Below are 13,242 nucleotides of genomic sequence, written 5' to 3'. Positions count from 1 at the left end.
GCACACGAGGAAGTGGCGCACATGGCATCCGAAGTATCATCCGCTCCCCCAACCCCCGCCAGCCTCCCCCGTATCGTCGCCGCCAGCCTCATCGGCACCACCATCGAGTGGTACGACTTCTTCCTCTACGGCTCCGCCGCCGCGCTGGTGTTCAACAAGCTGTTCTTCCCGGACTCCGACCCGCTCGTCGGAACTCTGCTGTCGTTCCTGACGTATGCCGTCGGCTTCGCGGCCCGCCCGCTGGGGGCGCTCGTGTTCGGGCACTACGGTGACCGGCTGGGACGGAAGAAGCTGCTGGTGCTGAGCCTGGTGCTGATGGGCGGAGCGACGTTCGCCATCGGGCTGTTGCCCACGCACGCCACCGTCGGGGCCGCCGCGCCCGTGCTGCTGACCACCCTGCGCCTCGTCCAGGGATTCGCGCTCGGCGGGGAGTGGGGCGGTGCCGTACTGCTGGTGTCGGAGCACGGGGACGCGCGGCGGCGCGGTTTCTGGGCCTCGTGGCCGCAGACCGGCGCACCGGCGGGGCAGTTGCTCGCCACCGGTGTGCTCTCGCTGCTGACCGCCGTGCTCTCCGACAACGCCTTCGGGACCTGGGGATGGCGGATTCCGTTCCTGCTCTCCGGGGTGCTCGTGCTCATCGGTCTGTGGATACGGCTGTCCGTCGACGAATCACCGGTGTTCAAGGAGGCGTTGGCGCGCGCCGAGTCCCGGCGTGCGGAGGAGACCGAGAAGCTGCCGCTCGTCTCCGTGCTGCGGCACCACTGGCGGGACGTGCTGGTGGCCATGGGCGCCCGCATGGCCGAGAACATCAGCTACTACGTCATCACCGCCTTCATCCTCGTGTACGCCACCACCTCGGCCGGCGTGTCCAAGCAGACCGCGCTCAACGCCGTGCTCATCGGCTCCGCCGTGCACTTCGCCGTCATCCCGGCCTGGGGCGCGCTGTCCGACCGGGTCGGGCGGCGGCCCGTGTACCTGCTCGGCGCGGCCGGTGTCGGCCTGTGGATGTTCCCGTTCTTCTCGCTCGTGGACACCGGGTCGTTCGGCTACCTGGTCCTGGCCGTGACCGTCGGGCTCGTGCTGCACGGCGCGATGTACGCGCCCCAGGCCGCCTTCTTCGCCGAGATGTTCGCAACGAGGATGCGGTACTCGGGTGCGTCCATCGGCGCCCAGTTCGCCTCCGTGGCGGCCGGCGCGCCGGCCCCGCTCATCGCCACCGCGCTGCTCGACGACTACGGCAGCTCCACTCCGATCGCCCTGTATGTGATCGCCGCCGCTGTACTGACCCTGGTCGCCGTGGGCGTGGCCCGGGAGACGCGGCACCGGGATCTCGCCCATGTCGAGGCCGAGGGCGGCGAGTCCGCCACCACCGGTCAGGCCGCGCAGGCGCACACGGCCTGACCGACACAACTCCGCCCCACCGCACACAACTCCACCCGGCCGGCGCGGCCCCCACCGGCATGGCCCGCCGCCCGCGCATCCGCTGCCCAGCCCCCGTACGGCGCGCCCGTACGGGGGTCAGCGTCTGTCCGGGGCCGCCAACCGGTGCAGTCGCAGGGCCAGTTGGATCTCCAGGGCGCGGGCCGGGGTCTGCCAGTCCTCGCCCAGCAGCCGGCCCACCCGCTCCAGCCGTTGAGCGACCGTGTTCACGTGGACGTGCAGCGCGTCCTTGGTGCGGGCCGGGCTCATCCCGCAGGCGAAGTACGCGTCGAGGGTGCGCAGCAATTCCGTACCTCGGCGCTCGTCGTAGGACACGACGGGGCCGATGGTGCGGTCGACGAAGCCGGCGACGTCCCGTTCGCCCGCGAGGAGCAGGCCGAGGAAGCCGAAGTCCTCGGCCGCCGCGCCGTCCCCGGCCCGGCCCAGCAGGTGCAGCGCGTCCAGGCAGCGGCGTCCCTCGGCGTAGGCGCCGACGACGGTCTCGGGGTGGGTGGTGAGCTCGGTGACGGGGGCGGAGGCGCCGACCGTGACCGGCTGGTGGACGGCCGTGCCCAGCTGATGGGCGGTGCGCCGGGCCAGGTCTGTGGCGCTGTGGCCGGCGGTGAGCGGCAGCAGCAGGACGGTGCCGCCGTCGCGTGCGGCGGCCAGGCCGTGCCGGGTCGCGGCGAGGTGGGAGGCGGCCGACCACAGCCGGCGGCGGGCCGCGGCCTCCTCGTCGGCGTCGGCCGCCGGGCCGTCGAGGCGTGCGGCGAGCACGACATGGGTGGCGTCCAGGTCGGCGTGCAGCCGGGCGGCGCGTTCGCGCAGCAGGCGCGGATCGCGGTCGCGTGCGTCCAGCAGGTCGTCCAGCAGCTCGCCCCGCACCCGCTGTTCGGCCTCGGCCGCCGAGCGGCGGGCGAGCAGGAGCAGCGAGGTGACCATCGCCGCGCGCTCCAGGGTGCGCTGGTCGACGGGGTCGAGGCCGGGATGCCCGCGCAGGACCAGCGCGCCGAGGAGTTCACCGCCCGCGGCGACCGCCGCGATCCAGTCGTCGCCGTGCCGTACGGCGTGTCCCTCGGCGCGGGAGGCCTCCAGCGCCTCGGCCGGTGCCGCGTCGGCCTCGCTGAACTCCACGGTGCCGTCGAGGACTTGCGAGACGGCACCGGCCACGTCGTGCACCCCGCCGCCGCGCAGGACGAGTTCGGCGAGCCGGTCGTGTACGTCCGAGGCGCGCTCGATGACCGCGCTGCGGTCCCGGATGATCTCGTTGGCGCGCTCCAGGCCGGCCACGGCGGCACGGGTCTCGGTCAGCAGGTTCGCTGTGTCGATGGCGGCCGCGGCGAGCGCGGCGAAGGAGCCGAGCAGGGCGATCTGCGCGCGTTCGAAGACGCGTGCCCTGCGGTCGGAGGCGAAGAGGACGCCGATGACATGCGGGCCGAGCATGAGAGGGACGCCGAGGATGGCGACCAGGCCCTCGTCGCGGACGCCGTCGTCGATGGAGAGGGTGTGCTGGAAGCGGGCGTCCTTGAAGTAGTCGTCCGTGACGTACGGCCGTGTCGTCTGGGCGACCAGTCCGCCGAGGCCCTCGCCCATGCCCAGGCGCAGCTGCTGGAAGCGGGCGGAGACCGAGCCCTCCGTGACCCGCATGTAGGTGTCGCCGCGCGCCGGGTCGTTCAGGGTGAGGTAGGCGACGTCCGTGCCGAGCAGGGAGCGGGCGCGCTGCACGATGGCCTGCAGCACAGCGTCCAGATCACGCAGGCCCGCGAGGTCGTGGGCGGTCTCGAAGAGCGCGGACAGCTCCGCCTCGCGGCGCCGGCGGCCCTCCAGCTCGGCGCGGACCCGCAGGGCGAGCAGTTTGGCCTGTTCCAGCGCGGCGATCCGGTCGGCCGGTCCGCCCTCGGCCCGGGCGAGCAGCAGCGGCTGCTCGTACGCCTCCGCGGAGGCGTCGCGGGCCAGCAGCTCGAGGTACGGGGCCTCGATGCTGCCGCTGGGTGCCGTCTGAACGTGATCGCGAGACATGGTCACAGGATTCCGCATCGGCCGCTCGGCCCGTCAGGCCTGTGGAAAACTTCCGGGCCGGGCACTGCCGGGCGCTTCAGTGGGCCGTCCACCCGCCGTCGAGCACCAGCGAGGTGCCGGTGACGAAGGACGCCTGCGGGCTGCACAGGTAGGCCACGGCCTCGGCGACCTCCTCCGGTTCGATGAGCCGCTGGAGTGCGCTGTCCTTCAGCAGGACCTCGGACAGCACGCGTTCCTCGGGGATGCCGTGCGCCTGCGCCTGGTCGGCGATCTGCTTCTCCACCAGGGGCGTGCGCACATAGGCCGGGTTCACACAGTTCGAGGTCACCCCATGGGCGGCGCCTTCCAGAGCGGCCGTCTTCGACAGGCCCTCCAGACCATGTTTGGCGGCCACATAGGCGACCTTGTAGGCGGAGGCGCGCAGACCGTGGACGGAGGACACATTGACGATCCGGCCCCAGCCCCGCGCGTACATGTGCGGCAGGGCGCCGCGGATGAGACGGAACGGCGCCTCCAGCATCACGGTCAGCACGGTGTGGAAGACCTCGGGCGGGAACTCCTCGATGGGGCGCACCAGTTGCAGGCCCGCGTTGTTGACCAGCACATCGGCGCCGGCGGCGGCGCGTTCGGCGGCGTCGAGGTCGGTGAGGTCCACGGCGTGCGGTTCGACGGCTCCCGGCAGGTCACCGGCTCGTTCCACCTGCTGGGCCAGCTCGGCCAGGCCGGCCGTGTCCCGGTCGACGGCCCGCACCCGCGCACCGGCGGCCGCCAGCCGCAGCGCGCAGGCGCGGCCGATGCCGCTTGCGGCGCCGGTGACGAGGGCGGTGCGGCCGCCGAGATCCAGGGCGAGGGGCTGAGGGCGAAGGCCGGGCGAGAGGCTGGACGAGGTCATGTGCCGACCCTAGGTGGCACTCACCCGTCACCACATATGGCGACCACCCATACTTCAGCCGACAGTCGTAGGGGCAAACCATGTGGGTGCGCCAGATATGGCCTGCTTGATCCGGAAGTGGCCGAACTCGTTGAGCTCGGGCAGCGCGTCCACCGGGAACCAGCCCACTTCCAGGGACTCGTCGTCGTTGACCCGCGCCTCGCCGCCCACGGCCCGGCAGCGGATGGTGATGTCCATGTACTGGCACTGGTCACCATTGGGATAGGTGACCGGATCCAGGGCCTGGACGAGGACGACCCGCTCGGCCACGCAGTGCACCGCCGTCTCCTCGAAGACCTCCCGCACGGCGCAGGCCGCCGGCTGCTCACCGGGTTCCGGGATGCCCCCTATCACCGACCACTTGCGGGTGTCGGTCCGCCGGCCCAGGAGCACTCTGCCCTCGTCGTCGAAGACGATCGCGGTGACCCCGGGGAGCCAGAGCAGTTGCCGGCCGGCGGAGGCCCGGAGCGTGCGGATGAAGTCAGGAGTGGCCATGGGCCCGACCCTAACGGGCCGGACCCATGTCCTCCTGGCAGTTCAGTGGCCGCACGCACCATTTCAGGGGGCGTATGCCGGTCGTACGGCTATGCGCCCCCGGCGCGCCGATGGCGCAGTCCGGACCCGATCGCCCAGCCGACACCGCCCGCGGCGACCAGCACCAGAGCGATCTCCGGGAGGATGCCCAGCTCGGTGGCGGGCGTCTTGGACGTGCGCAGCGGCACCTTCTGGACGAGGTAGGCGGGCACGAACATGCCGGTCCGCTGGGTGATCTTCCCGTCCGGCATGATGACCGCACTGACGCCGCTGGTCACCGGCACGGTGACGGTGCGGCTGTGCTCGACGGCGCGGATCCGGGACATGGCGAGCTGCTGATAGGTCATCTCGCTGCGGTCGAAGGTCGCGTTGTTGCTCGGTACGGAGATCATCTCCGCGCCATGGGTGACCGTGTCCCGCACGTCCCAGTCGAAGGCGGCCTCGTAGCAGGTGGCCAGGCCCACCTTGGCGCCGTCGATGTCGAACACGCCCGGACTGCTGCCGCGGCTGAAGTCCTGGCGGACCATGCCGGTCCAGTTCTTGTTGATCGCGCCGACGAGCCCGCGCAGCGGAAGGTACTCGCCGAACGGCTGGATCTGCCGCTTGTCGTAGGTCTGCGTGGGTCCCTTGGCCGGGTCCCAGAGGATCTGCTCGTTGAGCAGTTCGCCGTCGCGCTCCACGACACCGCCGACCGATATGGGCGCACCGACGGCCTTGGCGGCGCCCTCGATGACGGCGGCCGCATCGGGGTTGGCGAAGGGGTCGATGTCGGAGGAGTTCTCCGGCCACAGCACGTAGTCGGGTTTCGGGGTCTTGCCCGCCTTGATGTCGGCGGCGAGCTTCAACGTCTCGCGGACGTGGTAGTCGAGCACGGCCCGCCGCTGGGCGCTGAACTCCAGCCCGGAGCGCGGCACATTGCCCTGGATGACCGCGACGGTCCGGGTGCCGGCCTCGGCCTTGTCGCTCACCATCGGCCGTGCGGCGACCGCGCCCGCCACCGGGACCGCCACGCTCAGCAGCGCGGCGGCGGCCGCGCCCCGCCGTACGACCTGGGTCCGGCGCCGCTCGGCGATCAGCCGGCCGACCTCGTACAGACCGAATCCGCACAGGACGACCGCGAAGCCCAGCACCGGTGTGCCGCCCACAGCGGCCAGCGGCAGGAAGACGCCGTCCGCCTGCCCGAACGCGATCTTGCCCCAGGGGAAGCCCCGGAAGGGCACGCGCGCGCGTACCGCCTCGCCCGCGATCCAGAGGGCGGCCGCCCACACCGGCCAGGCCGGCAGTCGGGAGACGGCGGAGACACCGACGCCGACGAGGGCGATGAAGATCGCCTCGATGGCGACGAGGGCCAGCCAGGGACCAGGACCGACCTCCACACCGGTCCACACCAGCAACGGCAGCAAGAAGCCGAGCCCGAAGAGGTAGCCCAGGCCGAGGGCCGACTTCCAGCCACGACCGCGGAGCACCCAGCCGAACCCGGCGAAGGCGGGCAGCGCCAGCCACCACAGGGTGCGCGGCGGGAAACTGACGTAGAGCAGCACTCCACAGAGCGCGGAGGCGACGGCCGGGACCAGGCGGAGCAGGCGGCCGCGGAACGCGCTGGGCGCGGGGGACGGCTGGAGCTGGTCCGGCTGGTCCACGGAAGTTGCGGTGACGGTCACCCGGGTGAGTGTACGGCGGCTGCCCTCGCCGCCGACAGCACGGTTCGCGGGCCGGGACCGACGCCACCGGCCATGGTTGTGCCTGGTGACCGTGGGCGCCGGGCTGCTGGCCGGATGGGCGACGGCGCGGCCGTGGGCGCGCGAGCCCCGGCTCTGAGCGGTGTCATGCCCTGCGCGGCATGCGCGGCGCGTGGCCTCAGCGGGCCGAACCCGGAGTGATCGTCCGCAGCCGGGCCCTGATGACCCGTACCGCCGACTCCGCGTTGTCCACGGTGATCGTGAAGGTGTGGCCGTCCCACAGGCGCAGCACGATGCCCTCGCCGCGGCGTACGACCACGGCCGTGCCCTTCTCAGGGCGCCACCGGTAACCCCAGCCGCCCCAGTTCCGGGGTGTGACAAGGGCGGTGAAGTCGGCGCCGGCCACATGGGAGAGCGGGATGCGGCGGCGCGGCAGCCCCATGTGGCCGCAGCGGATCTCGAGGCACTCCTTGTCGAGCCTGAGGTCGACGTGCACGAAGGCGAGGGTGCCGAAGAGGACCAGGAGACCGGCGGCGATGCAGCCCACGACGGACATCGCCAGCGGGGCGATGCCCGAGGTCCATGCCGAGTCCACGGCCAGCTTGATACCGAGGGCCATGCAGGCGGCGCCCACCAGCGCCAGCAGCCACTGGACCCGGTTCGTGGCGCGCCCGGTCCAGACCTCGGGGTTCGGGCCGTCGTCGGCGTGGCGGTCGTCCCTCATATTCATGAGGTTACTCAGGTTTCCCTGCGCGGGTAGGGCGTGGCAGACGGTGACTGACCCAGGTGGGCCAGGGCGGCCCGCCTGTGGTGCGAGGTCAGCGGACGGGGCTGACCGCCTCCAGGAAACGGCCTTCCGCATAGGACAGCGCCGTCTCCGGGAGCGTGGCCTCGCGACCGCTGAGGAGCACCGTGAGGGTGGTGTCGGCGACGGCGGCCGGGGCCGCATCCGCGCCGATCCGGCGCAGGGCCTGCGCGGCCACCGCCCCGGCGGAGCCGTGCAGGGCGAGCGGCGGTCGGCCGGGCCGCTGGACGGCTGCCCGGATGCGCTCGCCGACCAGCTCGTAGTTGGTGCAGCCCAGGACGACGGTGGTCACGTCCTCGGGGGTGCGGCCGGCGGCCGAGGCGATCGCGGCGTCGATCCCGCTCTCGTCCGCGTGATGCACCGCGTCCGCGAGACCGGGGCAGGCCACCTCGGTGACGGTCACACCGGCGGCGAACTGGTCGATCAGATTCCGCTGGTACGCGCTTCCGGTGGTGGCGGGTGTCGCCCAGATCGCGACGTGCCCGCCGCCCGCGGCGGCCGGCTTGATCGCGGGGACGGTGCCGATGATCGGCAGGTCCGGTTCGAAGCGGCCCCGCAGCACCGGCAGGGAGTGCACGGACGCGGTGTTGCAGGCGACGATCAGAACGTCGGGCTCATGGGCGGCGGCGGCCTCGGCCACGGCGAGGGCCCGTTCGGTGATGTCCTCCGGAGTGCGCGGCCCCCAGGGCATCCCGTCGGGGTCCCAGGAGAGCACGAGATCCGCGTCGGGCCGCAGCCGCCGTACCGCGGCGGCGGCGGGGAGCAGGCCGATTCCGGAGTCCATGAGCGCGATCTTCACCCGGCCACGATAGACGATCGGGCCTTGCGGCCCCCTCCGGTGGGGCAGACTGCGGGCGTGAGCGCCCTGCTGTGGATCACCGTCGTATCGCTGGCCGCATGGTGCTGGCTGCTGCTCGGCCAGGGCTTCTTCTGGCGCACGGACGTCCGGCTGCCGCCGCGCCGGGAGCCGGACGCGTGGCCGTCCGTCTGTGTGGTCGTACCGGCTCGCGACGAGGCCGCCGTGCTGCCCGCGAGCCTGCCGTCGCTGCTGGTGCAGGACTATCCGGGGCGGGCCGAGGTGGTCCTGGTGGACGACGGGAGCACCGACGGCACCGGGGAGCTGGCCCGCGAGCTGTCCCGGCGGCACGGCGGACTGCCGCTGACCGTGGGGTCTCCGGGCGAGCCACCGGCGGGCTGGACGGGCAAGCTGTGGGCGGTGCGGCACGGCATCGGCCTGGCACGCGCGCGTGACCCCGAGTACCTGCTGCTGACGGACGCGGACATCGCGCACGCGCCGGACAGCCTGCGCGCGCTGGTGGCGGCGGCCCGGGCCGGGGGCTTCGACGTGGTGTCGCAGATGGCGCGGCTGCGGGTGGCGAGCGCGTGGGAGCGGCTGGTGGTTCCCGCGTTCGTCTACTTCTTCGCGCAGCTGTATCCCTTCCGCCGGATCGGGCGGAAGGGCTCACGTACGGCCGCGGCGGCGGGCGGCTGTGTCCTGCTGCGCGCGGACATGGCGGAGCGGGCTCGCATCCCGGACGCGATCCGGCACGCCGTCATCGACGACGTGGCGCTGGCACGCGCGGTGAAGGGCGCCGGTGGGCACGTCTGGCTGGGGCTGGCCGACCGGGTGGACAGCGTGCGGCCGTATCCGCGGCTGCACGACCTGTGGCGGATGGTCGCGCGCAGCGCCTACGCCCAGCTGCGGCACAACCCGCTGCTGCTCCTCGGTACGGTCGCCGGGCTGGCGCTGGTGTACCTGGTGCCGCCCGCCGCGGTGATCGTCGGAGCGGCGAGCGGTAGTACGGCAACGGCGGTCGTCGGCGCTCTGGCGTGGGCGGTGATGGCGGGGACGTACGCGCCGATGCTGCGCTACTACCGGCAGCCGCTGTGGCTCGCTCCCCTGCTGCCGTTCACCGCGTCGCTGTATCTGCTGATGACGGTGGACTCGGCCGTGCAGCACTACCGGGGGCGCGGGGCCGCCTGGAAGGGCCGCACGTACGCGCGTCCGGATGCCGTGGCCGACGAGGGCTGAGCCCGGTCACTTGCGGCCGGGCGTCCAGTTCATCCCCCAGCCGTAGGCGCGGTCTATGGTCCGCTGCGGGCTCACTCCACGCTCCGGAACCAGATACCGCGCCTCCCGCTGCACCAGGAGGTCGCCGCCCGTGTTGGTGATCAGGGCGAGCGCGCACACCGTGGACGGCACGGCGCACTCGTCGAGCGAGAAGTCGATCGGGGCGCCGTGCTGCGGCTGGAGGGTGACGGTGGCGTGCAGGTCGGCGAAGGAGTCGGCGCCCTCGTAGATGGTGACGAAGACAAGGATGCGCCGGAAGTCCTGCCTGTGGTCGAGATTGACGGTGAGGTTCTCACCGCTCGCCACGGCACCGGTGCGGTCGTCGCCGTCCAGGTGGATGTACGGCGGCCGGTGCAGCGAACCGAAGGCGTTGCCCAGGGCCTGTACCACCCCTTTGCGGCCGTCGGCGAGCTCGTACAGGGCGCACAGGTCGAGGTCGATCTCTCCTCGCCCGCCTCCCCACCGGCCGCCCCGGCCGCCCCGGCCGAAAAACTGTTCACGCATCTGCCAGTTGAGGTTCACCCGCATGGCACCGGAGGTTCCGCCCTGCTTGGCGAGCGAGACGGAGGGCGCCGCCTTGGTGAGGGTGACCTTGGACAGACGGACGGGCTGGGGTGCCGGAGGGGGCGCGGGCGCGGCCGGCATGGTCGGGGGCGACGCGGGCGCGGGCGGCAGCGTGGAGGGGAGTGGCGGTAGGGGGGCCGGAGGCGGGGGCGGAGTCACCGGACGCGCCGCGGCGGGCGGTGCGGCGTGCTGGGGTTTGTCCACGGTGATGCCGAAGTCCGTGGCGAGGCCCTCCAGCCCGCTGCTGTAGCCCTGGCCGACAGCGCGGAACTTCCAGCCACCCTGACGGCGGTAGAACTCCCCGAGCACGAAGGCCGTCTCCACGGTCGCGCCCGGGCTGTCGAAGCGGGCGACCGCCTGGCCGCTCACGGCATCGGTCACCTCGATGTAGAGGCCGGGGACCTGCCCGAAGGTCCCGCCGTCGGCGGAGGCGGCGAGGACGATCCGCTCGATCGCGCCCTCCACGCGCGCGAGGTCCACGGACAGGGTGTCGGTGACGCCCGCGGCGGCCGTCCGCTTGCCCTCGTGGCGCACCGCCCCGGAGGGATGGGCGGGCTGGTTGTAGAAGACGAAGTCGTCGTCGGAGCGGACCCTCCCGGTGGCGAGCAGCAGCGCGGAGGCGTCCGCGTCGGGTACGCCGGGTCCGGAGCGCCAGCCCAGTTCGACGCGCAGCGCCGTGGTCGGCACCGGCGCGTTCGCCCCTTTCAGCATGGACATGCCCGCCCCCATCCGTGTCGGCTTCCGTACACCCTCGGCCGTCCAGTCATCCCTACCAGCACAACCTATTCGCCGGTGCGGCGAACACCCACGACCGGCACAGAAAGATCGCCGGTCAACTCCCGGTAACCCCGCATGAACTCGCCCTTTACACGATTAAAGCGCGGACTGACGTCCCTTTTTGCCAAGTTCGCTCGGATTGGGGATCCCAGGTCACTGCCGACTCGGAAAACAACCCTCTTATCGGTCTCCCCAACGAGCACATCGTGGGCTTAACTTATGTGCCATGACCTCCCCCCGCTCCACTTATGGTGGCGGCTACTACTCCGCCTCCTTCCCGGACACCCCGATCTACGACTCGCTCGTCGCCGAGCGCGGTACCCCGCAGATCGCCCCGATCCGGGTCCCCGCCGCCTACGACTCGGGCAGCAGCCTGCCCGCTCTGCCGTCGGCCCTGCCCGCCCTCCCGGCGGCACCCTCCCCGCAGGCTCCGGCCTACGGCTACCCGCACACGCCGCAGCCCGCGCCCCTGCAGCAGGCGCCCACTGCGTACATCCCGCAGCAGGCCGCCGCGCCGCGGGGTTACCCCGGCCCGCAGGCCCCCCAGCAGCAGCGCCCGATGGGGATGGGCACGGGTTACGAGGCGATGCGCCCGGCCGCGCCGCGGCCCGCGCCGGCTCCCTACCAGGACCCGTACAACAACCAGCAGTACCGCGGCTACTGACCGGCGCGCCGGCCGCTGTCGGTGCCTGCTGGCACGATGGCGGCATGGAAAACGCCGTAGTGCAGTCGATCCACGTTCATCCGGTCAAGGCGTTCCGGGGGCACGCACCCCGGGAGGCTGTCGTGGAGCCCTGGGGCCTGGCCGGTGACCGGCGCTGGACGCTGATCGACGACGGGGGAAAGGTCGTCACACAGCGCGAGCAGCCGCGCCTCGCGCTGGCCGCCGCCGAGCCCGAGGCCGGCGGCGGCGTTCGTCTGTCCGCACCCGGCCAGGCACCCTTGACGGTGTCGGTGCCCGAGCCGGCCGGGACCGTGCCGGTGAACATCTTCGGGACCAAGGTCGAGGCGGTCCCGGCGGCCGCGGCCGCGCACGCCTGGTGCAGCGCCTTTCTACGGGCGGACGTCCGCCTGGTCCACATGGACGACCCGGCCACCCGCCGCCCCGTCGATCCCGAGTACGCCCTGCCCGGCGAGACGGTGAGCTTCGCGGACGGCTATCCCTTGCTGGTCGCCACGGCGGCCTCCCTCGACGCGCTGAACTCCCTGATCGCCGAGGGTGCGCACGCCGCCGAGGGCCCGCTGCCGATGAACCGCTTCCGGCCGAACGTCGTCGTCGCCGGCACCGAGGCCTGGGCCGAGGACCGCTGGTCCCGGATCTCCGTGGGCGAGGTCGTCTTCCGCGTCGCGAAGGCGAGCGGACGCTGCGTCGTCACCACCGTCGACCAGGACACCGCCGTACGCGGCCGGGAGCCCCTGCGCACCCTGGCACGTCACCGCAAGGTCGAATCGAGGCTGCTCTTCGGCCAGAACCTCGCGCCCCTCTCGCGCGGCACGATCAGGGTCGGGGACCCGGTGCGGGTGCTGGGATAGCGCGCGACGGCGGCACCACGGCCGGGGAACCGAGGGCGGGTCCCGGTCGTTGGGAGACATGAGACCTTCGTGAGAAACCGCGTGCGTGACCGTCCGCGGTGGACGTGATGTCGCTCTCTCTTGCTCCGGGCCGCGGATGCGCTCCCGCGCCGGGGGTTATGACGGGGCGTAAGGGGGTGGGGAGATGCGGGCGATCAGTGGCCTGTGGCGCTGGCGGCACAATCCGCTGCGCCGTGTGACCGACCTGGCCGAGGCATGGGTGGCCCTCGTGGCGCTGGTGCTGGTCGCCGCGGCCGCGCCCGTGGTCGGTTGTCTGGTCGGCGCCGCCGCCCAGGACTCGCTGCAGCGTTCCGTGCGCGAGCAGCGGCACACGCGCCACCTCGTCATGGCCACGGTGGTGCGCGACCTGCACGAGGCCCCGCTGGAGACCGACCCCGACACCACGGCGGCGCGCGAGTCCCGCAGCCGTGTCCTCGCGAACTGGACCGCGCCGGACGGCACCCGCCGGCACGGCCCCGCCCTGGCCGGGCTCAAGTCCCCGCAGGCGGGCGACCACTTCGGACTCTGGACGGATCCGCACGGCCGAATAACGACCCGCCCGCTGGACTCCCCCACCGCCACGACACACGCGGTGCTCGCCGGGATCGGCGCGGCTCTGCTGGTCGCGGGCCTGGTCGAAGGCGGCAGACGGCTGACGGTGTGGCGCATGGTCCGCGGACGGTACGCACGCTGGGACCAGGCCTGGGACCGGGCGGGCCCGGACTGGGGCAAGGCGGGCACCGGCTGCTGACGGCCTTCCGGCTCTGGTCAACCCACCATGGACGCACGCGCTACGGTGGACCGGCCGAAGCGCTTTCGGCGACAACCCGCGGGTGAGCGAACCGCAGGGGCACGCGCAGGTTTTCGGTAG

12 protein-coding genes are annotated in these 13,242 nt (G+C 72.7%); 5 read left to right on the top strand and 7 right to left on the bottom strand.

What is annotated here, in order from left to right; all coding sequences use genetic code 11:
- The first annotated feature begins 21 nt into the window (after positions 1–21).
- Positions 22–1,401: an MFS transporter gene (locus ACZ5NH_RS18660; RefSeq protein WP_468776527.1), complete on the top strand. Its 1,380-nt coding sequence runs from the start codon at positions 22–24 to the stop codon at positions 1,399–1,401.
- Positions 1,402–1,518: 117 nt separating this feature from the next.
- On the opposite strand, the gene ACZ5NH_RS18655 is transcribed toward ACZ5NH_RS18660, so the two are convergent.
- From ACZ5NH_RS18655 to ACZ5NH_RS18630, 6 genes are all read right to left on the bottom strand, one after another.
- Positions 1,519–3,438: a helix-turn-helix domain-containing protein gene (locus tag ACZ5NH_RS18655; RefSeq protein ID WP_468776524.1), complete on the bottom strand. Its 1,920-nt coding sequence runs from the start codon at positions 3,436–3,438 to the stop codon at positions 1,519–1,521.
- A 76-nt stretch (positions 3,439–3,514) separates the two neighbouring features.
- Positions 3,515–4,330 carry a 3-hydroxybutyrate dehydrogenase gene (locus tag ACZ5NH_RS18650; RefSeq protein WP_468776522.1) on the bottom strand — a complete coding sequence of 272 codons (816 nt, stop codon included), beginning with the start codon at positions 4,328–4,330 and terminating at the stop codon, positions 3,515–3,517.
- Positions 4,331–4,384: 54 nt separating this feature from the next.
- The gene (locus ACZ5NH_RS18645) at positions 4,385–4,864 is read right to left on the bottom strand and encodes an NUDIX hydrolase (protein ID WP_468776520.1); all 480 of its coding nucleotides are present in this window, start codon (positions 4,862–4,864) and stop codon (positions 4,385–4,387) included.
- 89 nt (positions 4,865–4,953) lie between these two features.
- Positions 4,954–6,564: an apolipoprotein N-acyltransferase gene (gene lnt / locus ACZ5NH_RS18640; protein ID WP_468776517.1), complete on the bottom strand. Its 1,611-nt coding sequence runs from the start codon at positions 6,562–6,564 to the stop codon at positions 4,954–4,956.
- Between the two features lie 196 nt (positions 6,565–6,760).
- A complete protein-coding gene (locus ACZ5NH_RS18635) occupies positions 6,761–7,306 on the bottom strand; it encodes a hypothetical protein (protein WP_388628895.1) in 546 nt (181 codons plus the stop codon).
- A gap of 94 nt (positions 7,307–7,400) precedes the next feature.
- The gene (locus ACZ5NH_RS18630; protein WP_388628898.1) at positions 7,401–8,186 is read right to left on the bottom strand and encodes a glutamate racemase; all 786 of its coding nucleotides are present in this window, start codon (positions 8,184–8,186) and stop codon (positions 7,401–7,403) included.
- Positions 8,187–8,225: 39 nt separating this feature from the next.
- Between ACZ5NH_RS18630 and ACZ5NH_RS18625 the strand changes: the two genes are divergently transcribed.
- Complete coding sequence (locus ACZ5NH_RS18625; protein WP_468776937.1) at positions 8,226–9,419, top strand: glycosyltransferase; 1,194 nt, start codon at positions 8,226–8,228, stop codon at positions 9,417–9,419.
- Positions 9,420–9,425: 6 nt separating this feature from the next.
- Here ACZ5NH_RS18625 and ACZ5NH_RS18620 read toward each other — a convergent pair whose 3' ends face one another.
- Positions 9,426–10,739: a TerD family protein gene (locus ACZ5NH_RS18620; protein WP_468776512.1), complete on the bottom strand. Its 1,314-nt coding sequence runs from the start codon at positions 10,737–10,739 to the stop codon at positions 9,426–9,428.
- A 286-nt stretch (positions 10,740–11,025) separates the two neighbouring features.
- Here ACZ5NH_RS18620 and ACZ5NH_RS18615 point away from each other — a divergent pair, with 286 nt between their 5' ends.
- From ACZ5NH_RS18615 to ACZ5NH_RS18605, 3 genes are all read left to right on the top strand, one after another.
- Positions 11,026–11,463 (top strand): DUF6643 family protein, encoded by a 438-nt coding sequence (locus ACZ5NH_RS18615; RefSeq protein WP_450982586.1) that lies wholly within the window; start codon positions 11,026–11,028, stop codon positions 11,461–11,463.
- A 44-nt stretch (positions 11,464–11,507) separates the two neighbouring features.
- Complete coding sequence (locus tag ACZ5NH_RS18610) at positions 11,508–12,332, top strand: MOSC domain-containing protein (protein ID WP_468776509.1); 825 nt, start codon at positions 11,508–11,510, stop codon at positions 12,330–12,332.
- A gap of 184 nt (positions 12,333–12,516) precedes the next feature.
- The gene (locus ACZ5NH_RS18605) at positions 12,517–13,122 is read left to right on the top strand and encodes an Rv1733c family protein (protein ID WP_388628908.1); all 606 of its coding nucleotides are present in this window, start codon (positions 12,517–12,519) and stop codon (positions 13,120–13,122) included.
- Positions 13,123–13,242: the final 120 nt, after the last annotated feature.

Source organism: Streptomyces sp. NPDC031426, assembly GCF_055581585.1.
Note: the sequence above shows the minus strand (reverse complement) of the source record. Positions and strands in the feature narration are given on the sequence as shown.

Excerpts from the sequence above, each read along its gene's own strand:
- ACZ5NH_RS18660 (WP_468776527.1), top strand. The coding sequence starts at position 22 with ATGGCATCCGAAGTATCATCCGCTCCCCCAACCCCCGCCAGCCTCCCC.
- ACZ5NH_RS18655 (WP_468776524.1), bottom strand. The coding sequence starts at position 3,438 with ATGTCTCGCGATCACGTTCAGACGGCACCCAGCGGCAGCATCGAGGCC.
- ACZ5NH_RS18650 (WP_468776522.1), bottom strand. The coding sequence starts at position 4,330 with ATGACCTCGTCCAGCCTCTCGCCCGGCCTTCGCCCTCAGCCCCTCGCC.
- ACZ5NH_RS18645 (WP_468776520.1), bottom strand. The coding sequence starts at position 4,864 with ATGGCCACTCCTGACTTCATCCGCACGCTCCGGGCCTCCGCCGGCCGG.
- ACZ5NH_RS18635 (WP_388628895.1), bottom strand. The coding sequence starts at position 7,306 with ATGAGGGACGACCGCCACGCCGACGACGGCCCGAACCCCGAGGTCTGG.
- ACZ5NH_RS18620 (WP_468776512.1), bottom strand. The coding sequence starts at position 10,739 with ATGTCCATGCTGAAAGGGGCGAACGCGCCGGTGCCGACCACGGCGCTG.
- ACZ5NH_RS18615 (WP_450982586.1), top strand. The coding sequence starts at position 11,026 with ATGACCTCCCCCCGCTCCACTTATGGTGGCGGCTACTACTCCGCCTCC.
- ACZ5NH_RS18610 (WP_468776509.1), top strand. The coding sequence starts at position 11,508 with ATGGAAAACGCCGTAGTGCAGTCGATCCACGTTCATCCGGTCAAGGCG.
- ACZ5NH_RS18605 (WP_388628908.1), top strand. The coding sequence starts at position 12,517 with ATGCGGGCGATCAGTGGCCTGTGGCGCTGGCGGCACAATCCGCTGCGC.